The following is a 21884-nucleotide window of genomic DNA, read 5'->3' on the forward strand; positions in this document are numbered from 1 at the left end:
TTGAGGAGTCGGACATGAAAGTACTGGTTACGGGCAATCAGGGCTATATCGGGTCGGTCATGGTGCCGGTCCTCGCACATGCGGGGCACGACGTGTCCGGCTATGACATTGGGCTCTACGAGAATTGCTTATTTGAAGAAGGCGGCACGGTGATGAATGTGCCGACCATCCGAAAGGACGTGCGCGATGTATTGCCACGTGATCTTGAGGGCTTCGACGCAGTCATTCATCTTGCCGCACTCTCCAACGATCCACTCGGCAACCTCAATGAGGAACTGACTTACGACATCAATCATCGAGCGAGTGTAGCCATGGCAAAAGCTGCCAAACGTGCCGGTGTGGGGCGTTTTCTGTTTGCTTCTTCCTGCAGCAATTACGGTATCAGCGATGCCGATCTGATCGATGAAACCGGCGAGCTGAAACCGGTAACGGCCTATGGCCGATCCAAGGTGCGGGCGGAACAGGAAATTCAGGAGCTGGCGGATGCAAGCTTCTGTCCTGTCTATCTGCGACCTGCCACGGCATACGGCGTTTCGCCTTTTTTGCGCTTCGACATTGTGCTCAATAATCTCGTGGCGTGGGCTGTGACGAAAGGGCTGATCTATCTCAAGTCGGACGGTACGCCATGGCGGCCAATCGTGCATATCCGCGATATTTCCCGCGCCTTCATGGCGGCGATGGAAGCGCCACGCGAGAAAGTCTGGAACGAAGCTTTCAATGTCGGTTCCACGGAGCACAATTACCGTATCCGCGACATAGCAGGCATTGTTGCCGATAATGTCCCTGATTGCCGTATCGAATATGCGGACGATGCCGGGCCGGACACACGTTCCTACCGCGTCAGTTTTGAAAAGCTGGCCCGCGTGTTGCCGGAAGCGAAACCGGAGTGGGATGCCGTTACCGGTACGCGCGAATTGCTTGCTGCCTATCGTAGTTCGACGCTGACACTTGAGGAATTTGAAGGACCGCGCTTCCAGCGTATCGCCCATATCCGAAAGCTCATCGCGGAAGGTATTCTGGATGCTGACTTGCGTCGCGCCGACGAAGAAACTCAACCCCTTCGGGCGACTGCATGATGGATACGGGGGCAGGGCACATAGGCGTTGAAAATTCCATTCCGTCACCCTCAAACGGGATGGCCATCTATGATCTTGCTGCTCGCCTCTATCCAATCTGCCGTAGTCTCGCCGGTGACGGGGTGCGCGACACGCTTGCTATCATCGGGGAGCACCTGCCGCTAACCGTCCACTCGGTTCCGACCGGTACATCGCTTTACGACTGGAAAGCGCCGCAGGAATGGAGCATTCGCGAGGCCTATATCGCGGATGATAAAGGCAGGCACATCGTCGATTTTGCCCAGCACAATCTGCACGTTGTAAATTTTAGCGTGCCGGTGCGGGTCCGAATGCCGCTCAGTGCTCTGAAGGAGCATATTCATACATTGCCTGATCAGCCGGACCTCATTCCCTATCGCACCTGTTACCATTCCGATGGCTGGGGCTTTTGCATGACGCATAAGGCGTTTCTGGCCCTGACGGAGGGCGATTATGACGTCGTGATTGACGCAGAGCGTCGCGATGGCTTTCTGACCTTTGGCGAGTTTATTCACCGGGGCGAAACAGACGAGACATTCATCCTTTCAGCCCATCTCTGCCACCCCTCTCTAGCCAACGACAATTGCTCAGGACTGGCTCTGCTGGCCTGTCTCGGCGAGGCGTTGCAATTGCGGCGCACTCGTCTGACTTATAGGCTGCTTTTCGGTCCTGCGACTTTCGGTGCTCTCGCCTGGCTTCAGCAGAACGAGGCGCAGCTGGGGCTGGTTCGGCACGGGCTGGTTCTCTCCTGTGTCGGTGACGCAGGTGGGCCGAATTACAAGCGCAGCCGTCGCGGCGATGCTGAGATCGATCGCATCATGGCGCTTGTGCTTTCCGGGTGCGCCGGTGCAGTGACGCATGATTTCTGGCCCTATGGCTATGACGAACGCCAGTTCTGTTCGCCGGGATTCAACCTGCCGGTGGGTATGTTCCAGCGCAGCCTTTATGGCTCTTTTCCAGAATACCACACATCGGCCGACAATCTCGATTTCATCAAACCTGTTTATCTTGAGCAGTCTTTCAATATTGTTATGCAAGCAATTGAAATTGCTGATAGAAACTGGCGCCCGTTAAACACTTCTCCAAAAGGGGAGCCGCAGCTAGGAAAGCGTGGGCTCTATGGAAGCATGGGAGGCGACAGCCGCGCCGCGCAAAGCGCAATGGCGTTGCTATGGGTCCTTAATCTGGCGGATGGCGAGCATTCCATTCTCGATATGGCAGAGCGGGCGAAGCTGCCATTCGTTACCCTTGCGGATGCGGCTGATCGCCTCCGCGATGCGGGCTTGTTGGTGGAGGTCTAAAGCAGCGGCCAAGCCAGATCCTTGTCGGAAATGACGCTTGGCCTGTTCGGCCAGGGTATGCCAAGAGACGGGTCATCATAGCGTAGACCTGTTGCATAATCAGGCGCATAAGGCTTCGAGATCATGTAACGCACGAGCACATCGCGCGTCAGGGTCTGGAAGCCGTGGGCACAGCCTTCCGGGATGTAGAGCTGTACGCCGTTTTCAGCGGACAGCTCTACGCCGGTCCACCGTCGATAGGTTGGTGAATGCGGGCGCAGATCGACCAGAACATCCCAGATGACGCCTTGCAGGCAGGTGACGAGTTTGGTCTCCGAGTGCGGTTCGTTTTGGTAATGAAGGCCGCGCAACGTTCCTTTTTCGCGCGAGAAAGACAGGCTGTGCTGCGGGAAATGCGTTTCCATCTGCCGTTCAGCAAACGCAGCTTCGCAATAGACCCGCGCGAACCAGCCCCGTTCGTCTTCAAGCCTCTCCGGTTCGATAGACCAGGCGCCGTCGATGTTGAGCGAAACGAAACGCATGCCTTTGCCCCGATTGTCGTGGATGTGCATTCTGACAGCAGCGCATCTGCGCGATAGAACCTTCTTCGATGCATCCGAATGGGCTTTCGGATGATACCAACCTGTCCGAATGAGGTAAGCTTCTACGTCCCGACCGTCATAGGGTGAAGACTGGGTGCCTACTTCTCATAGGTCATCCGGTGAATGTTGCGCCCGATCGTATGTACGCCTCGCTCCTGATGACAGTCTCGGAAATTTTCATGCCACTTAGTAGTTTTGGTTATCCGACGTCGATCGGAGTTCAGCTCTATCAAACCATAACGGACCTGCCAAAAAAGGTTCGATGAGGCAAGGAATGACGTATGACCATCCAGACGCCGGATATTTCGCGGAGCACGAGCATGGCGCAAGAGCAGACTGGCTGTCGCCTGTGCGGTAAACTACTCAAGCATACTTTCGTTAACCTTGGGATGTCACCGCCTTGCGAGAGCTTTATCACGGCGGATCGCCTCGACCGGATGGAGCCGTATTACCCGCTCTATGCGCTTGTTTGCGATAATTGTTTTCTGGTGCAGTTGAAGGAGTATTTCTCGCCTGCCGAGATTTTCACTGAGTATGCCTATTTCTCGTCCTTCGCCACCAGCTGGGTCAGCCACGCCAAAACCTATTGCGATGAGATAACCGAGCGGTTGGGGCTGGACGAAAACAGTTTCGTCGTCGAGATCGCCAGCAATGACGGCTATCTTTTGCAGCATTTTCTGCCGAAGGGCATTCCGATCCTCGGTATCGAGCCGGCAGCCAATGTGGCAGAGACCGCAATTGCGAAGGGCGTCCCGACGCGCGTGGATTTTTTCGGCTCAACGCTTGCCGCCGAACTGGTCGGCGCAGGGCGCAAGGCCGACCTTCTGATCGGTAACAACGTTCTGGCCCAAGTCCCCGATCTCAATGACTTTGTGCGCGGCCTGCAACTGTTGTTGAAGCCAGAGGGCGTGATCACGCTGGAGTTTCCGCATCTCGCCAATCTGATCGAACAGAACCAGTTCGACACGATCTATCATGAGCATTTCTCGTATTTCTCCTTACTGACGATCCGGTATATGGCGCATCGCCATCACCTTAAGGTCATCGACGTGGAGGAACTCCCGACCCACGGCGGATCGCTGCGTGTGTACCTGGCGCATAACAGTAGCAAGCGGAAAGCAGGGCCGCGTGTGGCCGCTCTTCTTAAGCGCGAGGAGCGTTTCGGCCTCAACGAGATTTCGACCTATGAGCAGTTTGCCGAAAAGACCCGGCGGACAAAACGCGATCTCCTGTCTTTCCTGATCGCGGCCAAGAATGCCGGTAAGCGTATCTGCGGCTATGGCGCGCCGGGCAAGGGAAATACGCTTCTGAACTACTGCGGCATTGGGACGGATTTTCTGGACTTCACGGTCGATCGCAATCCGTACAAACACGGGCGCTTCACGCCGGGCATGCACATTCCGATCTACGATGTGTCGGCAATCGACAAATACCGGCCCGACTACATCCTCATCCTGCCTTGGAACTTCAAGGATGAGATCATCCGGCAGATGCAGTACGTGGTCGAATGGGGTGCGAAGTTTATCATTCCCATTCCGCACGTCACGTTGATTGATCCGGCACTACTCACAGAGGAGCGGTAAACATGAAAGTCGTTCTGTTCTGCGGCGGTCTTGGAACCCGAATTCGCGAATATTCGGAGAATATCCCGAAACCGATGATCCCGCTCGGCCATCAGCCTATCCTGCACCACGTCATGGAGTATTACAGCGACTACGGCCATAACGACTTCGTACTGTGCCTGGGCTACAAGGCCAATGTTGTGAAGGATTTTTTTCTGACGATACGCCCACAGACCTTTGCGGACTGTGTGGTTTCGGATGGCGGGCGCAATGTTCAACTGCTTGAGGAAGTGGATCGTGACTGGAGCGTGACGCTGCTCGATACGGGCATCTGGCGCAATATCGGCGAAAGGCTCTGGAGTGCACGTTCGCATGTGGCTGATGAGGATATATTCCTCGCCAATTACAGCGATGGTCTCAGCGATGTCGACCTCGACGATATGACGGAACGTTTCCGGGTCAGCGGCAAGATTGCCTGCTTCCTCGCCGTTCGTCCGCCACTGACCTATCATCTTGCAGATATTGCCGAGGGCGGCGAAGTGCGGGCATTCCGCACGTCGAACACCTCCGATATCTGGATCAATGGTGGCTATTTTCTCTTCCGCAGGGAAATATTTGACTATATGCGCGAGGGCGAGGAGCTGGTGCTTGAACCATTTGCCCGCCTGATCGCTGAGAACCAGCTTATGGCCTATAAATATGAGGGCTTCTGGCGTTCCATGGATACGCTGCGCGACTGGCAGACGCTTGAGGATATGGTGGAGAAGGGCGATATGCCCTGGAAGAGACACAAGGCGGAAGAAGCCGCACGACGCGCCACCAATGTCGCGATAGCGCTATGATCGATCTGCGCACCCTGGCAAATCACAGCCGTCCGCTGCAGTTGCTTTGTCTGGGCGCGCATTCCGACGATATTGAGATCGGTTGCGGCGGCACGATCCTGAGCCTGATCGAGAATGGCACGCCGCTGCATGTGGAGTGGTGCGTTCTGTCCGGTAATGAGGAACGGCGCGTGGAGGCGGAAGCTTCTGCCCGCGATTTCCTGCGCGGGACAGACAGTTTCAATATCCATCTTGCCTCTTTCGAGGACAGCTATTTTCCGGCACAGAGCCGCGAAATCAAACAATGGTTAATTGAACAGCGCCGGCGTAGGCAGCCAGATATGGTTTTCACCCATCGTAATGGCGACGCCCATCAGGATCACCGCACGGTTAACGAACTGACATGGAATCTCTTCCGCGATCAGGTGATCCTTGAATACGAAATTCCAAAATGGGATGGCGATCTGGGTCAGCCCAATGCATATTCAGCGCTGCCGGCTGCGATAATGGATCGCAAGATCGAGCTGTTGATGAAACACTTCGGCACGCAACGGTCGAAGGATTGGTTTGACCCTGAAACCTTTCGCGGGCTTGCCCGCTTACGTGGTATGGAATGCCGCGCACCCGAGACCTACGCTGAAGCTTTCCACGCCCGCAAACTGCGGCTTTTCTAGATCGGCCGGTTGCGTTTTACAATCGTCAGTGATTTTCAACGGGATGCGATGCAAGCGATTTGCGTTGCCAGTGTCAGGGTTCGATGAGGGGCTTTGCTAAGCGGTGAGCGGCTGCTGCAGGCGGCGGAAGAGTGCCATCGCCAGTTGTCGAGCTGATTTGCTTATCGGTTATCGCTGAAAGCTTGAACCATTGCATCCTTTGAGCTGCCACTGGCGATTAACGCAGCGAGCAGGATGCGGGCCTGACCGGGGCGAAGTGTATGTGCATGAATGGCTCCGGCCTCACCAAGGTCATATCCGCCACCGCCGCCGCCATAGCCGGGTGTCAACAGGCCTTCCGGCACGCGGCTCGAAACCGCAACGGGAATGTTGCGGCGCGAACATTCGCGGACAGCTTCGACAACGCAGGGCGTCGTGTTGCCCGAACCCAGCGCGGCAAGAACAATGCCGCTGGCACCGGCTGTAATACTGGCTTCTATATGGAGGGCGTCGCAGCCCGGATAAATGGCAATCGTGTCGATCCGGCGGTCACCGACAGGGGCTGGAAGCACCGGACTCTGAACCTGGGCCTCACGTGCAGAACGGAATGCGTCGGCACTGTCGCTGCTGAATTTGTATGCGCCCCAAGCTGGAATGATCCGCCTGCCGAATGCAATAAGGACGCCGTTGTCGGCATTGGCCGGATCGCAGGCAAGCCGAATGGCGGTGGCAAGGTTCTCCGGTCCATCCGCCTGTGGGTGGTCGGCGGTAAACTGCGCTCCGGTGAAAATCACCGGCTTGCTGATGCGGCGCTGTAGATGTACCAGCAGCGCCGTTTCTTCCATGGCATCCGTTCCATGCAAGACGACGATGCCATCGATATCGCCATCCTCCAGGCCCAACCCGACAGCATCGCTGATGCGCTGCATGTCGGAAAGGGTGAGGCTTGCGGAATCCTTCGCCATAAGGTCGACAGGCCGAAGTTCCGCTTCCAGGCCCGGTACAAACTCCAGCAGATCTTCACCGGATAGGACAGGGGTGCTTGCTCCGTCATCCCCACGCTTGCTGGCGATGGTGCCGCCAGTGGCTATTACCGCGATGGAAGGCTTTGCAAGCGTCATATTTCCGAATCCTCTCACTTACCAGGAACGTCGGCGTCTACAGCACGTTCGGCAGCGAGTCGATGGATGCGTTCACGCATGAGATACCAGCCGAGGATGAGGGCAGGGCCGATGATCGCCAGCGAAGCAATTGTCCAGGTTCCGACTGGGTAGTCGAGCGCCATCAGGACCAATACACCGAGCAGGAATGCGAGTGTAAGGATGCCAGTATAGGGTGCGCCGAACATGCGGAAATCCGGGCGCTCGATTTCGCCGCGACGCGCGAGATGCCACAGTTTCAACTGGCAGAGGACGATGACGCCCCATGCCGTAATAATGCCGAGCGCGGAAAGATTAAGCGCGATTTCAAAGGCTGCCGCAGGCATGACAGCATTGAGAACAACGCCGATGACAGTGACGACGGCGGTAACCGCGATGCCCATATAGGGAACGCCGTTCTTGTTCATCTTGGCCAGCGAAGCTGGTGCAGAACCCGATACAGCCATCGAATGCAAGATGCGTCCTGTGGAATAAAGCCCGGCATTCAGCGACGACAGCACGGCGGTGAGGACGACGAGATTCATGATGATATCTGCTCCCTCGATACCGATCTTGCTGAAGAAGGTCACGAACGGGCTCTCACCAGCGGAATAGGCGGTGTAGGGGAGAAGCAGCGAGAGCAGCAGAACCGAACCTACATAAAAGACGAGCAGACGGAAGACCACAGTGCGGATTGCGCGGGGCATGACTTCGCGCGGGTCTTCGGTTTCTCCGGCCGTGGTGCCCAGCAATTCGATGGATGCGTAGGCGAAAACCACACCCTGTATGATGATGAATGCAGGCAGTATGCCGTTCGGGAACAGGCCGCCATTATCCGTGATGATGCTGAAACCTGCAGAATGGCCATCGATCGGGGTGCCGGAAATGACGAAATAAACGCCGACGACCAAAAAGGTCACCAGCGCGATCACCTTGACGAGGCTGAACCAGAATTCCAGCTCGCCGAAGACTTTCACGGACAGGAGGTTCATCGCCAGCACGATGACAAGCGCTGTTAGGGCAAATACCCATTGGTCCACACCTTGCAGCAAAGGTACATAGTGCTTGAAGAAATTCATATAGAGCGCAACTGCCGTCACATCGGCGACCGATGTCATTGCCCAATTGAGCCAGTACATCCAGCCGGCTACGAAAGCCAGCTTTTCACCGTAGAATTCTCGGGCATATGAGACGAAAGAGCCGGAGCTGGGACGATGCATGATCAGCTCGCCCAAGGCACGCAGAACCAGAAATGCAAAGAAGCCGCATAAGGCATAGACGAAGACCAGAGCCGGACCTGCCAGTGCCAGGCGTCCGCCTGCACCGAGAAACAGCCCTGTTCCGATTGCGCCACCGATGGCGATCATCTGAATCTGTCGCGGTTTCAGGGCTTTATGAAAACCGCGATCCTCTTCAATGAACACTTCGCGTTCAGCCGGGCTGGCTTTTATGGTTTCGATCGGCATTGCTCCTCCCTGAGAGCGCGTTTTCTACAGGCGGCCGTTCGGCGTGAAAACGCCAATTAGGGCACGCTGCGGACCATTCAATGAGGGTGTGGAATACACCGCTATTTGATGGGTATTCTGTAAAGCTGCATGACAGATTTTGCGGCGGTTTTAACGCATATCGCGGAACGCGCGTCAAGTATTTGGCTTGAACTGAGAAGCTCTACGCTCAATCTCAAAGAAGGTTGGCAGGGAAAAAATCAGCAGGAAGAAAGTGTTATCGGTTTTTACCTACCTGGCATAAAAATGCTGCGTCAAGACGGATCGGTATGAATGATCTGCGCGAATCCTGTGCAAAGCTACCATCTTGCAACTCCGGTATCAGACTTCATCCTTGCCGATTATCGTCGTCACGGCTGTCTTGACCTTGCTCAGATGCACCTCCATCGCCGCGCGGGCTTCGGCGTCCGATCCGGCCTCAATGGCCTTAGCGATAAGGCGATGCTCGACATTCGACGCATCACGGCGGCCAGACATCAGGTTAACAAGTTCGGATTGCTGGATCAGCGCCTCACGGGCATCAGCGACGATCTTTGTGAAAACCGTGTTCCCGGAGGCTTCAGCAATAGCGCAATGAAATTCGGAATCGAGCAATTCCCATTTTTGCGGGTCTGTCTGACGGTCCATCTTGTCACAAAGTTCAAGCAAATGAGTGAGTTGCTCGGTGCTGCGGCGCAGCGCAGCCCAGCCCGCTGCCGGTACTTCGATAAATGGACGCGCCTCAATCAGGTCACGCGCTGAATAGCCACCGTAGCTTAGTTCGCTCGTGGGAGAGACATCCAGGACGTAAGTGCCGCTGCCTGTGCGGGTCTGGGTTAGTCCCAGCGTCTGTAGAGATCGCAACGCCTCCCGCACGATCGGTCGGCTAACACCGAACCGGCTCGCCAGTCGGGCTTCGGAGGGCAACCGGGTTCCAACCGCAAGACGACCGGACGTGATGGCCGAGCGAATATCGTCGAATACAGCTTCTGCCGCGTTCTTTCGTGTGATCGGGCGGGTGTGTGATAGCCAGTCGGCCAGTTCACTCATATCCGAACCTTCGTCAATTGCCTCGTTCCTGTCAAGCAGCTAGGCAATTTTCAGAAGGATATCAATCCCAGAGCGGCACAAAAGGGAGTAGATCGATAGACGCAGAAAGCCCTGCGGTCCGGCTGGAGCGCAGGGCTTTCCGATTGGAATTTAATCAGGCCGCCGTGGCAGCTGTGTTCAATTTGTTGGCTGACAAGATGCTGATGAACGCTGCCCCATAAGCCGTAAGCGGCGCCATCTTGGCAAGCGCACCTGCAATGGCGTCATGGTGGCTCAACTCTTCCTCGGAATCATGGCGGAAGGATACGCAAACAGTTTCCCCATTTTCACCGATGAATTCTACCCGATAGGAATTGTCCTTGCCGCACCTTTTGACCAGAGCATCGACGATTTGCATGCATTTACTCTCCTTCTGAGCCGCATGAACGCGCTGGCATGGATATGGTTCCATACAATTTTATCTCTCTGCCCAAGGCAATCTCGTATCGGTAATCTGACAAGCCTTTGGCCGGATCAGTGATAATGATCTCGGAATAGCTTTCGTGTCATCGCAACGACGTCTGCAAGTCTGTGTGTCCTGCAACCTTGCATAAATGGGGCTTCTCTCGTTTGATGATGGGATAGTTTGCATATTTTGCTTTACGTACCTCAAAACGAAAGCTAAGCTTTTTATCGTGACGCTTTGGGAGGAGTTCACGTGCAGCCAGAACTATCGGCAAAGAGCCTATTCAAGACGCATCAAATGCGGCAGTGCACCGTAGGCGATTGCCTATGAGTGCACCGGAAGCAGATGGCGGACCTGCGCTGTTGGAGGCTATATCGCTTTCCAAGTCATTCGGTCCTGTCCAGGTTCTGAAGAATATTGATCTGCGTATTTTTGGCGGCGAAGTCCATGCGATTATCGGTGAAAACGGCGCCGGTAAATCGACACTGATGAAGCTGCTCGCGGGCAATGAGCGCCCTACTAGCGGGGAAATCCGTATCGACGGCAAGCGGGTCTCCTTTTTGGGGCCAGTACAGGCCGAAGCGCACGGAATTGTGCTGGTGCATCAGGAAATTCTCCTCGCTCCAGACCTTACCGTCGCACAGAATATCTATCTTGGTCGTGAGATTAACCGGGGACTTGTCGTCGACGACAAGTCGATGCGCGAAGGCGCACGCAAGGCCATCCGCGATCTTGGTGCGGATATCGATCCAGATGCGGTGGTCGGCTCTTTGTCGATCGCCCAGCGTCAGTTGGTCCAGATTGCCCGTGTGCTGCTGGTACCGCATCGGGTGGTGATTTTCGACGAGCCGACTGCTTCGCTAACGCCTTTTGAGACGGAAGCGCTGCTGAAAGTAATCCGGGATATTCGTGCGAAGGGGGTCGCAGTTCTCTATATTTCGCACCGCCTGCCGGAGGTTAAGGAAATATCCGATCGCGTGACTGTGCTTCGCGACGGCAAGCTTGTTTCAGCGCATCTGTCTTCCGATTTACAGCCATCGGATATGGCGCGGCTGATGGTTGGCCGTGATGTCGCCAAGCTTTATCCCGACCGTGTGAGCCAGCATGACAACGCTGCCATTCTTGATGTCGATAATTTCAGCGTGCCGGGCTACGTGCAGAATGCGAGCTTCCATCTCAACCGGGGTGAGATACTCGGCTTTGCCGGTCTGGTTGGCGCGGGACGCACGGAACTGATGGAAGGCATCGTCGGATTGCGATCCGGTAAGGGCGACGTGCGCCACAACGGCAAGCCGGTTCATTTCCGCAATGCGCATGAGAGCCAGAAGGCGGGCATCGTTTATCTCAGCGAGGACCGAAAGGGAAAAGGGCTGCTTCTGTCCAAGGATCTGGGTGTCAATCTTACACTTGCTTCATTGAAGAAATTCGTGAGCGGTTTGCAGATCGACCGCAACCGGGAACGCGCCGCGCTCGATGATGCGATCCGTGAATTCGATATACGCACAGGCCGCAAGGATATTTTGGCGGGTCAGCTATCTGGCGGAAACCAGCAGAAGCTCTTGCTTGCCAAGATGATGATGCTCGATCCGTCCATCGTCATCATTGACGAACCGACACGCGGCATCGATGTCGGCACGAAGGAGCAGATTTACCAGTTCATCGCCAATCTGGCGGATGAGGGAAAGTCGATCATTGTCGTTTCATCGGAAATGCCGGAACTGATCGGTATCTGCGACCGCGTCGTCGTGATGCGGGAAGGGCGGATTGCCGGCGAGGTATCCGGCGAACGTATGACGGAACATGACATTGTCGTGCTTGCAACCGGCGTTGAAGCCGAAAATGCCGCATAAAACAATAAAGTGGGAAGTAAATGACACAGGTTGCGACCGATAAAGGCAGAGTGCCGAGGACCTCCAAGGATTGGGATCTGCGGGCAATCGCTCCGTTCATAGCGCTCGCCTTGCTGCTTGTTCTGGGCACAATTGCCAACCCGAATTTCATCAGTATCGACAATCTACTCAATGTCGCAACGCGCAGCGCTTTCATCGCCATTATTGCGCTTGGTGCCACTTATGTAATTTCGTCGGGTGGTCTCGACTTGTCCGTAGGTGCAATGGTGGCTTTCGTCGCCAGTATCATGATCCTGTTCATGAATAGCGCGGTGATTGCCGACCCTGTGCTGATGTTGATTGCCGCTGTGATGCTTGCGCTGATCGTCGGTGCAGCCTGTGGTCTGTTGAACGGCATAATAACGACGGTTGGCGGCATTGAGCCGTTTATCGCCACACTTGGCACCATGGGTATCTATCGAGGTCTCACCACATGGCTGTCGCAAGGTGGTGCTATCACCTTGCGTAACCCGGATATTCAGGCGCTTTATCGTCCGGCATATTTCGGTTCCATTCTTGGCGTGCCGGTGCCGGTTATCGTGATCTTCGTTACGGCAGCGCTGGCGGCATTCGTCCTATATCGGACGCGCTATGGCCGCCATGTCATTGCAGTCGGATCAAACGAGGATGTGGCGCGCTATTCCGGCATTTCGGTCAAGAAAGTGCGCACTATAGCCTTCATCATTCAGGGCCTTTGTGTCGCAGTGGCCGTGCTCCTTTATGTGCCGCGTCTGGGTTCCACCTCGGCCACGACCGGCCTGATGTGGGAGTTGCAGGCGATAACCGCAGTGGTTGTTGGCGGAACCGCGCTGCGTGGCGGGGTGGGCCGTATATGGGGCACGATTTGCGGTGCCTTCATTCTTGAGATCATCGGAAACATAATGATCCTGTCGAACTTCGTCAGCGAGTATTTGCTCGGCGCTATTCAGGGAGCGATCATCATTATCGCCATGCTGGTGCAGCGTTCGCTGTCACGGCGATAGAGCGTGTCTCCCAAAAGCAGGAACGGGCTTTGGGAGACACGCTTGTAACAAGAAAATGCGGAGTGGTTAGGGCTCCGGCTTTGCGAGGTTGGCGGGATTGGTGGGGCGGTTCCAGCCAGAGAGGAATGAGAGCCCCGCGTTTACTGGGAGGAAGACTATGCGAGGGAATTTGATGAAGCTTGCTTTCGCCGCTCTGACGGCGGGTGCGCTGGCCTTTGGCGGCGCGGCAAGCGCACAGGACAAGAAAGTGACGATCGGCGTGTCGATCCCGGCTGCCGACCACGGCTGGACGGCAGGCGTCGTCTATCACGCCGAACGTGTGGCGAAGCTCCTGATGGAGGAACATCCGGGCCTCAATGTCATCGTCAAGACATCGCCCGATGCAGCATCGCAGGCCAATGCGTTGCAGGATCTGGCCGTACAGGGCCTCGACGGGTTGGTCGTTCTGCCGACCGACCCAGATCCACTCGTCAACGCCATCAAGGAAATCAAGGACAAGGGCACATTTGTCGCTCTGGTCGACCGCGCGCCGAGCAATAACGACAATACCATCCGCGATCTCTACGTGGCCGGCAACAACCCGGCGCTTGGTCAGGTGGCCGGTGAATATATCAAGGCCACAACGCCTGATGCGCAGGTCGTCGTTATTCGCGGTCTGCCGATCCCGATCGATCAGCAGCGCCAGGACGGCTTCGACAAGGGCATTGAAGGCTCCAACGTGAAAGTCCTGGACCGTCAGTATGGCAACTGGAACCGCGACGACGCTTTCCGCGTCATGCAGGACTTCCTGACCAAGTATCCGAAGATCGACGTGGTCTGGGCACAGGATGACGACATGCTTGTCGGTGTGCTCGAAGCCATCAAGCAGGCAAACCGCAGCGACATTCAGTATGTCGTGGGAGGAGCGGGCTCCAAGGACATGATCAAGAAGGTGATGGATGGCGACAAGCTTGTGCCAGTCGATGTTCTCTATCCACCAGCGATGGTTTCGACAGCCATGGAACTCGCCGCCGGTCATTTCTATGACCAGATTCCTGTAAGTGGCAGCTACATCCTCGATGCCACGCTCGTCACCAAGGACAATGCGAAGGATTTCTATTTCCCGGATTCGCCGTTCTAAGGAGATTAAATCCCGTGCGCCTGCTCAAGCAGGCGCACGGCTTCTCTCTTGTTCCCGATATGCGGCGCGTTGCGCGCTTTCAAGTTGCTCGGTGCCGGTTGATGGCGGGTTCCGAGTATAATCAGGAGAAATTTGATGAAGACGATCAAGGGTCCAGGGATTTTTCTTGGGCAGTTTGCAGGCGATGAAGCGCCTTTCAACACATGGGATGGCATCACCAAATGGGCTGCCGAAAAAGGCTATGTCGGAGTGCAGGTTCCCACATGGGCGAGCCAACTGATCGATCTGAAAAAGGCTTCTGAATCCAAGGATTATTGCGATGAGTTCGCCGGTGTAGCACGCCAGAACGGTGTCGAAGTCACGGAGCTTTCGACCCACTTGCAGGGCCAGCTTGTTGCGGTGCATCCAGCCTATGATGAAGCTTTCGACGGTTTCGCAGTGCCGGAAGTGCGTGGCAATCCCAAGGCACGCCAAGCCTGGGCGGTCGAGCAGGTAAAGATGGCGATCCGTGCATCGCGCAATCTGGGCATTGACGCACATGCGACGTTCTCCGGCGCGTTGGCCTGGCCGTTTGTCTACCCATGGCCGCAGCGTCCTGCCGGTCTGGTCGAAACCGCATTTGAGGAACTTGCCCGGCGCTGGAAACCGATACTCGATCATGCCGACGAACACGGCGTTGATATCTGCTATGAAATCCATCCGGGCGAAGACCTGCACGATGGTGTGACCTTCGAGATGTTTCTGGAGCAGGTCAAAAACCACCCACGGGCCAATATGCTTTACGACCCGTCGCATTATGTGCTGCAGTGTCTCGATTATCTCGACAATATCGATATCTACAAGGACCGCATCAAGATGTTTCACGTCAAGGATGCGGAGTTTAACCCGACTGGGCGACAGGGCGTCTATGGCGGCTATCAGGGTTGGGTCAATCGCGCAGGCCGCTTCCGTTCGCTCGGGGACGGCCAGGTGGATTTCGGCGCGGTGTTTTCCAAGATGGCCGCGAACGACTTTGACGGCTGGGCCGTTGTCGAATGGGAATGTGCACTGAAGCATCCCGAAGACGGCGCACGCGAAGGCGCGGAGTTCGTCAAGGCGCACATCATCCGCGTCACCGACAAGGCATTTGACGATTTCGCATCCGGTGGCACCGATGACGCCGCCAATCGCCGCATGCTCGGCCTATAGATATAGGGATCGATATGACCATCGAAGCTAAAACCACGGAAGCAGCAATTCCCCGTATCCGCCTTGGCATGGTGGGTGGTGGCGCGGGTGCGTTTATCGGCGGCGTTCACCGCATGGCGGCGCGGCTCGACAACCGATTTGAACTGGTGGCAGGTGCATTGTCGTCTTCGGCGGAGAAGGCACAGGCCTCCGGGCGTGAACTGGGACTGGCCCAAGACCGCATCTATTCCAGCTACAAGGATATGGCCATTCGTGAGGCACGGCTGAAAAGCGGGATCGAAGCCGTTTCCATCGTAACGCCGAACCACGTTCACTATGAAGCTGCGAAGGAGTTTCTGCGTCGCGGCATTCACGTCATCTGCGACAAGCCGCTGACCTCGACGCTTGCCGATGCGAAGAAATTAAAAAAACTCGCTGACGAAAGCGACGCTCTGTTTGTTCTGACGCATAATTACACCGGCTATCCGATGGTACGGCAAGCGCGCGAGATGGTCGCCAATGGCGATCTTGGCGATCTTCGTGTCGTACAAGTGGAGTATGCGCAGGACTGGCTGACCGAAGCGGTGGAAGCGACAGGTGCGAAAGGGGCTGTCTGGCGTACCGATCCGGCCCAATCGGGATTGGGTGGTGCGACCGGCGATATTGGCACACATGCCTTCAATCTCGCCTCCTTCGTGACCGGTCTCACGCTCGACAGCCTTGCTGCCGATCTCGACAGTTTTGTCGAGGGACGGCGTCTCGACGACAATGCTCATGTGATGCTGCGTTTTGAAGGGGGCGCCAAGGGTATGCTCTGGTGCAGCCAAGTCGCGCCCGGCAACGAAAACGCGCTGCGTCTGCGTGTGTATGGCACAAGGGGCGGGATCGAATGGGCGCAGGAAGACCCGAACTATCTCTGGTTCACGCCTTTTGGTGAGCAAAAGCGGCTGATCACGCGGGGCGGTGCCGGAGTTGGCTCTGCTGCTGCCCGCGTAACCCGTGTACCGGCGGGGCATCCTGAGGGCTATCTGGAAGCTTTTGCTACCATCTATTCGGAAGCGGCCAATGCCATCGAGGCCCATCGGAACGGCAAAAAGCCGGATAGTGCCGTGATCTATCCCAGCGTTGATGACGGCTTGAAGGGCGTTGCTTTCATCGATGCGTGCGTGCGCTCGTCTCAGAAAGACGGCGGTTGGGTCAAGCTTTAGGAATGGAAAGGAGGGCGCCAGTGGCGCCCTTTTTGTTTCAGCCGGTTCAAACGTAGCGATTGACGATGTTTTCGAGATATTCCTGACGGCCGGATTTCGGCTGAGGATTGATTTCCTTCGCTTCGACTTCCGCCGTAATCTGGTCCAGTGATAGGCCTGTTAAAAGCTTCTTTCCGAAATCGCCGCTCCAACCAGCATACCGCTCATCGAGCGCCTTGGACAACGCGCCGTCTTCGAGCATTCCGGCGGCGGCTTTCAGCCCGCGTGCACAGCAATCCATGCCGCCGATATGACCGATCAGCAGGTCCTGCGGATCAAGCGACTGGCGGCGCAGCTTGGCATCGAAATTCGTACCGCCAGTCGTGAAGCCACCTGCCAGAAGAACCTGATAGTAAGCGAGCGCCATTTCCGGCACATTGTTCGGAAACTGGTCCGTATCCCAGCCGGACTGATAGTCATTGCGGTTCATGTCAATAGAACCGAAAATGCCAAGGGCACGGGCAAGCGCCAGTTCGTGCTCGAAAGAGTGACCGGCGAGAATGGCGTGGCCCTGCTCGATATTGACCTTCACCTCGCTTTCGAGGCCATAGCGCTTCAGGAAGCCATAGACGGTTGCGACGTCGTAATCATACTGATGCTTGGTCGGCTCCTGCGGCTTCGGTTCGATCAGGATCGTGCCCTTGAAGCCGATCTTGTGCTTGTATTCAACGACCAAGTTAAGGAACCGTCCCATCTGGTCGAGTTCGCGTCCAAGATCAGTGTTGAGCAGCGTTTCATAACCTTCACGACCGCCCCACAGCACGTAGTTTTCGCCGTCCAGTCGCTTGGTGGCATCAATGCAGCTTTTTACGGTCGCCGCCGCAAAGGCGAACACATCTGGATCAGGATTGGTTGCGGCCCCCGCCATATAGCGGCGATTAGAGAACAGGTTGGCCGTGCCCCAGAGAAGTTTCACGCCGGTCTCTGCTTGCTTCTTCTCGAGAATATCGACGATCTGGTTGAGGTATCGCGTGTTCTCCGCAAAGCTGCGCCCTTCGGGCCGCACATCGGCATCGTGGAAGCAGTAATAGGGAGCGCCAAGCAACGAGAAGAACTCGAAGGCCACCTCTGCTTTGAGTTTTGCTGCTTCCATTTCGTTGGAATACCAAGGGCGATCGAAGGTGCGTCCGCCGAATGGGTCGCCACCCTCCCAGGCAAAACTGTGCCAATAGGCGACCGCAAAGCGCAGATGATCTTCCATGCGCTTGCCCAGCACGATTTCGTCCGGATTATAATGGCGGAATGCCAGCGGGTTGTCGCTGTCCGGCCCCTCATACTTAACCTTTTGAATGTCGCCGAAAAAGCCGGTGCTCATTGTGTCCTCCCGTTCGAATGTCATCATGTCTGGTTGTGAGCGGCAACGTCACTAACCGGCGAGGCCGTGAAGTGCCGGATAAAGGGCGTGATAGCGCTGATAGGCTTCTTCATAGGCTGGCAGCAGGGCGGCTTCCGGCTCTATCGTTCGTTCCGTGCGCGGCGGTGTGCAAATGGCAAACGGATCGGCACCGGTTGCAGCGATGAGCCCCAGTCGCGCGGCGCCAAATGCGCCACCGAAATCACCTTCTTCGGGCAGCGCGATAGGCACGTTCAACGCGGTCGCGATTGCCTTCAGCCAATAGGTGGAACGCGAGCCGCCGCCGACGGCTGTGAGCGATTTGATATCGGTACCGGCAGATTGCAGTGCGGCTAGATTGTCGCGGATTGCGAAAGCCACGCCTTCCAGAACGGCTTGCGTTAATGCGCGCTGATCCGATTCATGTCCGAGACCAGAAAATACGCCGCGTATCTTCGCATCGTTATATGGGGTGCGTTCACCAGAGAGATAGGGCAGGAACGTCGCGCTGCCCGGTGCATTCAGCGTGTCGCCGAGTTCCTTATCAAGCTCATGTGCTGTTTTGCCGACAAGCCGTGCATACCAGTCGAGCGCACTCGCCGCGGACAGGATTACACCCATCTGGTGCCATGTCTCGGGCAGGGCGTGGCAGAAGGCGTGAACCGCACTTTCAGGTTTCGGTTGGTAGGCACCGTTTGCGGCGAAGAGCACACCTGAAGTACCGAGAGAAACGAAGGCGTGGCCGGGCTTGACCGTCCCCATGCCGCAGGCAGAAGCCGCGTTGTCGCCAGCTCCGCCCGCCACGACGGGCCGACGGGCAATGCCCCATTCGGCGGCAAGCTCAGCCTTCAATCGCCCTGTTTCTTCAGTGCCTTCGGCTAGACGCGGCATTTGGCTCACGTCCAGATCCGTCTTATCGAGAAGTTCACGTGACCAGCAGCGCGCACCGGTATCAAGCCAGCTTGTACCCGCCGAATCTGACATATCGGATACGTATTCACCGGTCAGCCAGAGACGCAGATAGTCTTTCGGCAAGAGCACCTTGCGTAAGCGTGCGAAAATCTCGGGTTCGTTATTGGCAATCCAAGCCAGTTTCGGTGCTGTAAAACCGGGAAAGACAATATTGCCGGTGATGGCGCGGAACGCCGGATCTGCATCGAGCTTGGCTGCTTCGCGATAGCTGCGCGTATCGTTCCAGAGGATGCAGGGACGCAACACCTGATCCTGTTCGTCCAGCAGGGTAGCGCCATGCATTTGACCGGACAGGCCAATACCGGCAATCGCCGAAAACTCCTTTGGGTGGGCAGCACGCACACCATCGATTGCCGTCCGACAAGCCTTGATCCATTGTGCCGGGTTCTGCTCGCTCCAGCTCGGGTGCGGGCGCGAAACGTCCAGCTCTCCATGAGCTGAACCGATTACCGCCTGTCCATCATCGATCAACAGCGCCTTCACGCCGGATGTTCCTAGATCGAGCCCGAGATACATTTTTGCTCCTGTTGAAAAGGCATTATCGCCTGCGCGTCAGTCAAAATCCGGCAGGTTATCTTTGAGAAAAATTTCAATGCGTATGTGTTCCTGTCCCGGCACGATCGCCAGACGATCCGCAGATGCCTTGAGAACCCGGATGGCACTACGAATTTCGTGGCCCGCATCCTGTGCCAGCACTGCATGGATGATGCCATCTGTCAGCGCTTTCGAGGTCACACTGTCCCGCTCATGCGCGATAACCAGCGGTCGATTAGAGCTTTGCTTCGCAAGTGCCTGCACCAAACCGCTATTGCCAGCACCGAGGCTGTAAATTCCGGCGATGCCACGATGCTCGTCAAGCAGTTTGTCGACAAGTTTCTCGACACGCGGACCTTCGTCGAAACCTTCCAGAACGGGTAATATTTCCCGGTCTGGAAAGTCCGTCTTCATAGCTGTCGTAAACCCTTGGAAACGTTGGATATGATCGCGGACTTTCAACGAACCGGCGACGACTGCCAGAGCGCCTTCGGTGCCGTTGGCAAAGAGCCCCAGAAGCCGCGCTGCCGTGCGTCCGGCGGCAACATTGTCAACACCGACATAATGCGTCCGCGTCGAATGTCCCAGATCGGATACAAGCGTAACGGCATGAACACCTTGTTCACTTAGTCGGGCGCAGGCCGCACGCACAGGATCGGTATCGACTGCCACAAATGCAACGCCGTCGGGCTTACGTATGGCGCACTCGTCAAGCGCTGCGACAAGTGCTGCTTCATCGAAGGCGGGGACAAGCACGATATTGATCAGTACACGCTCGGCCAGGGCCCGCTCCATCGCGGCCTGCAGTTCCGCGCGCATGCTGAGCATGAATGTGTTTTCATTGTCCGGTAAAATAAAATCGAACTGATAAAGCCTGCCGCGGGCGAGATTGGCAGCACCCACATCGCGCACATAGCCGAGCGTGTTCATCGCGGCCATAACCCGGTCGCGCGTCTTCGCTCTCACACCTGGACGTTCGTTCAGTACACGGTCGACCGTGGCAAGACTGACGCCCGCGGTTCTGGCTATATCATGGACTGTTGGTTTCATTCTCGCTCCTCGACGCGGACCATAAGATCAAAAATGAGGTACGTAAATCAAAAAATACTTGCTATTCATTTTTCTTCACGTATCAATGGCTTTCGAGGATGGGGCAGTGTGTCTTTTGCGCGCTGTCTCTATGGAGTGATCTTGGCGCAAAACGCCTTTGGGAGGATCAGCCATTCAAGAAAAAGCAGCTCCAAAGTGGGCTGTTTTGTCGTGCCGAACTCCGGGGGCGGAATACGTTCGGGGGCGCGGTTTGGTATCAGCCGGTAGCGAGCCGGTGTTGTTTGGAGGAGATTTGCATGAAACGTCGTAATTTTCTGACCGGCGCGCTGGTTGCCGCGGCTTTGGGCATTGGTGCCATGGTGTCCACGCCGGTCTATGCTTCGCCGGAAAATCCGGTCATCGGCTTTTCCATAGACGATCTTCGCGTCGAGCGCTGGGCGCGTGACCGTGACTATTTCATTGAAGCGGCGGAAAAGCTGGGCGCCAAGGTCAATGTGCAGTCGGCTGACGGCAACGAGGAAAAGCAGGTCAAGCAGGTTGAAAACCTGATTGCACAGGGCGTTGACGCTATCGTCATCGTGCCGATGAACTCCAAGGTTTTCGATGCGGTTGTTGCCGATGCCAAGGCTTCCGGCATCAAGGTTCTCTCCTATGACCGCCTGATCCTCAATGCCGACATTGACGCCTATATCTCGTTCGACAATGAGCGCGTCGGCTTCATGCAGGCGGAAGCTGTTTTGAAGGCGAAGCCGGAAGGCAATTACTATCTTCTCGGCGGCTCTCCGACGGATAACAACGCCAAACTCCTGCGCGCCGGTCAGGAAAAGGCGCTCAAGGAAGCTATCGATTCCGGCAAGGTGAAAGTCATTGGTTCGCAATGGGTTAAGGAATGGAGTCCGACTGAAGCGCTCTCCATCATGGAGAATGCTCTGACGGCGGCACAGAACAAGATCGATGCGGTTGTCGCTTCAAACGACGGTACCGCCGGCGGCGCAATTCAGGCACTCGCCGCACAGGGGCTGGCCGGAAAGACTGCCGTTTCCGGACAGGATAGCGATCTCGCAGCCGTCAAGCGCTTGATCGACGGTACGCAGACCGTAACGGTCTACAAGCCGCTGAAACTCATTGCTTCGGAAGCTGCCAAGCTGACTGTCCAGTTGGTCAAGGGTGAAAAGCCTGAGTTCAATTCCAAGCTCGACAATGGCGGCAAGCAAGTGGACACGCTTCTGCTGACGCCGACTGCGGTGACCAAGGCCAATATCGATATCTACGTTCAGGACGGCTTCTACACCAAGGAGCAAATCTACGGGAAGTAAGCCATTTCCGGGTATCAACGGAGTTGATCCCGGTGGTCTGGCCCAGTGCGGATAGTGAGGCCGGAAGTCTGGACGTCAATATCCAGCTTCTGGCCGCACAAACTCTTCGATGCTGTCTTTGACAGTATTGTCCGGAGCGTTTC

20 protein-coding genes are annotated in these 21884 nt (G+C 56.2%); 12 read left to right on the forward strand and 8 right to left on the reverse strand.

What is annotated here, in order from left to right; all coding sequences use genetic code 11:
- Positions 1-14: 14 nt before the first annotated feature.
- Both FJQ48_RS05220 and FJQ48_RS05225 read left to right on the forward strand, forming a co-directional pair.
- Positions 15-1076, forward strand: a complete 1062-nt coding sequence (locus FJQ48_RS05220) for an SDR family oxidoreductase (RefSeq protein WP_139974148.1) — start codon at positions 15-17, stop codon at positions 1074-1076.
- Positions 1073-2395 (forward strand): DUF4910 domain-containing protein, encoded by a 1323-nt coding sequence (locus tag FJQ48_RS05225; protein WP_180350129.1) that lies wholly within the window; start codon positions 1073-1075, stop codon positions 2393-2395. Before FJQ48_RS05220 ends, FJQ48_RS05225 begins: the two co-directional genes overlap by 4 nt.
- On the opposite strand, the gene rfbC is transcribed toward FJQ48_RS05225, so the two are convergent.
- Entirely contained in the window at positions 2392-2916 is a 525-nt protein-coding gene (rfbC, locus tag FJQ48_RS05230) for a dTDP-4-dehydrorhamnose 3,5-epimerase (RefSeq protein WP_139974149.1), read from the reverse strand. The genes FJQ48_RS05225 and rfbC overlap by 4 nt on opposite strands.
- A 341-nt stretch (positions 2917-3257) precedes the next feature.
- Between rfbC and FJQ48_RS05235 the strand changes: the two genes are divergently transcribed.
- The 3 genes from FJQ48_RS05235 to FJQ48_RS05245 are packed head-to-tail and all read left to right on the forward strand — an operon-like array spanning position 3258 to position 6033.
- Positions 3258-4559: a class I SAM-dependent methyltransferase gene (locus FJQ48_RS05235; RefSeq protein WP_139974150.1), complete on the forward strand. Its 1302-nt coding sequence runs from the start codon at positions 3258-3260 to the stop codon at positions 4557-4559.
- Positions 4560-4561: 2 nt separating this feature from the next.
- Positions 4562-5380: a sugar phosphate nucleotidyltransferase gene (locus FJQ48_RS05240; RefSeq protein ID WP_139974151.1), complete on the forward strand. Its 819-nt coding sequence runs from the start codon at positions 4562-4564 to the stop codon at positions 5378-5380.
- Positions 5377-6033 carry a PIG-L deacetylase family protein gene (locus FJQ48_RS05245; RefSeq protein ID WP_139974152.1) on the forward strand — a complete coding sequence of 219 codons (657 nt, stop codon included), beginning with the start codon at positions 5377-5379 and terminating at the stop codon, positions 6031-6033. The genes FJQ48_RS05240 and FJQ48_RS05245 overlap by 4 nt, the downstream gene beginning before the upstream one ends.
- A gap of 161 nt (positions 6034-6194) precedes the next feature.
- Here the strand turns inward: FJQ48_RS05245 and FJQ48_RS05250 are convergent, their stop codons facing one another.
- Positions 6195-7133 (reverse strand): asparaginase, encoded by a 939-nt coding sequence (locus FJQ48_RS05250; RefSeq protein WP_139974153.1) that lies wholly within the window; start codon positions 7131-7133, stop codon positions 6195-6197.
- Between the two features lie 14 nt (positions 7134-7147).
- Complete coding sequence (locus tag FJQ48_RS05255) at positions 7148-8611, reverse strand: amino acid permease (RefSeq protein ID WP_139974602.1); 1464 nt, start codon at positions 8609-8611, stop codon at positions 7148-7150.
- A 135-nt stretch (positions 8612-8746) separates the two neighbouring features.
- Here FJQ48_RS05255 and FJQ48_RS05260 point away from each other — a divergent pair, with 135 nt between their 5' ends.
- On the forward strand, positions 8747-8929 hold the full coding sequence (locus FJQ48_RS05260) for a hypothetical protein (protein WP_139974154.1): 183 nt from the start codon (positions 8747-8749) through the stop codon (positions 8927-8929).
- Between the two features lie 48 nt (positions 8930-8977).
- Here the strand turns inward: FJQ48_RS05260 and FJQ48_RS05265 are convergent, their stop codons facing one another.
- Complete coding sequence (locus tag FJQ48_RS05265; protein WP_139974155.1) at positions 8978-9685, reverse strand: FadR/GntR family transcriptional regulator; 708 nt, start codon at positions 9683-9685, stop codon at positions 8978-8980.
- A 154-nt stretch (positions 9686-9839) separates the two neighbouring features.
- A complete protein-coding gene (locus tag FJQ48_RS05270) occupies positions 9840-10082 on the reverse strand; it encodes a hypothetical protein (RefSeq protein ID WP_139974156.1) in 243 nt (80 codons plus the stop codon).
- A gap of 374 nt (positions 10083-10456) precedes the next feature.
- On the opposite strand from FJQ48_RS05270, the gene FJQ48_RS05275 reads away from it, so the two are divergent.
- The 5 genes from FJQ48_RS05275 (at position 10457) to FJQ48_RS05295 (ending at position 16497) form a co-directional block, all read left to right on the forward strand.
- Positions 10457-11980, forward strand: coding sequence for a sugar ABC transporter ATP-binding protein (locus FJQ48_RS05275; protein WP_139974157.1), 1524 nt, complete (start codon positions 10457-10459; stop codon positions 11978-11980).
- Between the two features lie 20 nt (positions 11981-12000).
- Positions 12001-13002 (forward strand): ABC transporter permease, encoded by a 1002-nt coding sequence (locus FJQ48_RS05280; protein WP_139974158.1) that lies wholly within the window; start codon positions 12001-12003, stop codon positions 13000-13002.
- Positions 13003-13159: 157 nt separating this feature from the next.
- Positions 13160-14122: a substrate-binding domain-containing protein gene (locus FJQ48_RS05285; protein WP_180350133.1), complete on the forward strand. Its 963-nt coding sequence runs from the start codon at positions 13160-13162 to the stop codon at positions 14120-14122.
- Between the two features lie 135 nt (positions 14123-14257).
- The gene (locus tag FJQ48_RS05290; RefSeq protein WP_139974160.1) at positions 14258-15310 is read left to right on the forward strand and encodes a sugar phosphate isomerase/epimerase; all 1053 of its coding nucleotides are present in this window, start codon (positions 14258-14260) and stop codon (positions 15308-15310) included.
- A 14-nt stretch (positions 15311-15324) separates the two neighbouring features.
- Entirely contained in the window at positions 15325-16497 is a 1173-nt protein-coding gene (locus FJQ48_RS05295; RefSeq protein ID WP_139974161.1) for a Gfo/Idh/MocA family oxidoreductase, read from the forward strand.
- 46 nt (positions 16498-16543) lie between these two features.
- Here the strand turns inward: FJQ48_RS05295 and xylA are convergent, their stop codons facing one another.
- From xylA to FJQ48_RS05310, 3 genes are read right to left on the reverse strand one after another with little or no spacing between them, the layout of a single operon-like run.
- Entirely contained in the window at positions 16544-17851 is a 1308-nt protein-coding gene (gene xylA, locus FJQ48_RS05300) for a xylose isomerase (protein WP_139974162.1), read from the reverse strand.
- A gap of 51 nt (positions 17852-17902) precedes the next feature.
- Positions 17903-19357: a xylulokinase gene (gene xylB / locus FJQ48_RS05305; protein ID WP_139974163.1), complete on the reverse strand. Its 1455-nt coding sequence runs from the start codon at positions 19355-19357 to the stop codon at positions 17903-17905.
- 36 nt (positions 19358-19393) lie between these two features.
- On the reverse strand, positions 19394-20425 hold the full coding sequence (locus FJQ48_RS05310; protein WP_139974164.1) for a LacI family DNA-binding transcriptional regulator: 1032 nt from the start codon (positions 20423-20425) through the stop codon (positions 19394-19396).
- Between the two features lie 296 nt (positions 20426-20721).
- On the opposite strand from FJQ48_RS05310, the gene xylF reads away from it, so the two are divergent.
- Entirely contained in the window at positions 20722-21741 is a 1020-nt protein-coding gene (gene xylF, locus FJQ48_RS05315) for a D-xylose ABC transporter substrate-binding protein (RefSeq protein ID WP_139974165.1), read from the forward strand.
- The last annotated feature ends 143 nt before the right edge of the window (positions 21742-21884 follow it).

Source organism: Ochrobactrum sp. CGA5 (assembly GCF_006345815.1).
Classification (GTDB): domain Bacteria; phylum Pseudomonadota; class Alphaproteobacteria; order Rhizobiales; family Rhizobiaceae; genus Brucella.

What these genes read in the sequence shown, in the direction of transcription:
- FJQ48_RS05260 (WP_139974154.1), top strand. Translation starts at nt 8,747, where the DNA reads ATGACAGATTTTGCGGCGGTTTTAACGCATATCGCGGAACGCGCGTCA.
- FJQ48_RS05310 (WP_139974164.1), bottom strand. Translation starts at nt 20,425, where the DNA reads ATGAAACCAACAGTCCATGATATAGCCAGAACCGCGGGCGTCAGTCTT.
- FJQ48_RS05275 (WP_139974157.1), top strand. Translation starts at nt 10,457, where the DNA reads ATGAGTGCACCGGAAGCAGATGGCGGACCTGCGCTGTTGGAGGCTATA.
- FJQ48_RS05290 (WP_139974160.1), top strand. Translation starts at nt 14,258, where the DNA reads ATGAAGACGATCAAGGGTCCAGGGATTTTTCTTGGGCAGTTTGCAGGC.
- rfbC (WP_139974149.1), bottom strand. Translation starts at nt 2,916, where the DNA reads ATGCGTTTCGTTTCGCTCAACATCGACGGCGCCTGGTCTATCGAACCG.
- FJQ48_RS05295 (WP_139974161.1), top strand. Translation starts at nt 15,325, where the DNA reads ATGACCATCGAAGCTAAAACCACGGAAGCAGCAATTCCCCGTATCCGC.
- FJQ48_RS05220 (WP_139974148.1), top strand. Translation starts at nt 15, where the DNA reads ATGAAAGTACTGGTTACGGGCAATCAGGGCTATATCGGGTCGGTCATG.
- FJQ48_RS05245 (WP_139974152.1), top strand. Translation starts at nt 5,377, where the DNA reads ATGATCGATCTGCGCACCCTGGCAAATCACAGCCGTCCGCTGCAGTTG.
- FJQ48_RS05250 (WP_139974153.1), bottom strand. Translation starts at nt 7,133, where the DNA reads ATGACGCTTGCAAAGCCTTCCATCGCGGTAATAGCCACTGGCGGCACC.
- FJQ48_RS05235 (WP_139974150.1), top strand. Translation starts at nt 3,258, where the DNA reads ATGACCATCCAGACGCCGGATATTTCGCGGAGCACGAGCATGGCGCAA.
- xylB (WP_139974163.1), bottom strand. Translation starts at nt 19,357, where the DNA reads ATGTATCTCGGGCTCGATCTAGGAACATCCGGCGTGAAGGCGCTGTTG.
- FJQ48_RS05240 (WP_139974151.1), top strand. Translation starts at nt 4,562, where the DNA reads ATGAAAGTCGTTCTGTTCTGCGGCGGTCTTGGAACCCGAATTCGCGAA.
- FJQ48_RS05280 (WP_139974158.1), top strand. Translation starts at nt 12,001, where the DNA reads ATGACACAGGTTGCGACCGATAAAGGCAGAGTGCCGAGGACCTCCAAG.
- FJQ48_RS05285 (WP_180350133.1), top strand. Translation starts at nt 13,160, where the DNA reads ATGCGAGGGAATTTGATGAAGCTTGCTTTCGCCGCTCTGACGGCGGGT.
- FJQ48_RS05270 (WP_139974156.1), bottom strand. Translation starts at nt 10,082, where the DNA reads ATGCAAATCGTCGATGCTCTGGTCAAAAGGTGCGGCAAGGACAATTCC.
- FJQ48_RS05265 (WP_139974155.1), bottom strand. Translation starts at nt 9,685, where the DNA reads ATGAGTGAACTGGCCGACTGGCTATCACACACCCGCCCGATCACACGA.
- FJQ48_RS05225 (WP_180350129.1), top strand. Translation starts at nt 1,073, where the DNA reads ATGATGGATACGGGGGCAGGGCACATAGGCGTTGAAAATTCCATTCCG.
- xylF (WP_139974165.1), top strand. Translation starts at nt 20,722, where the DNA reads ATGAAACGTCGTAATTTTCTGACCGGCGCGCTGGTTGCCGCGGCTTTG.
- xylA (WP_139974162.1), bottom strand. Translation starts at nt 17,851, where the DNA reads ATGAGCACCGGCTTTTTCGGCGACATTCAAAAGGTTAAGTATGAGGGG.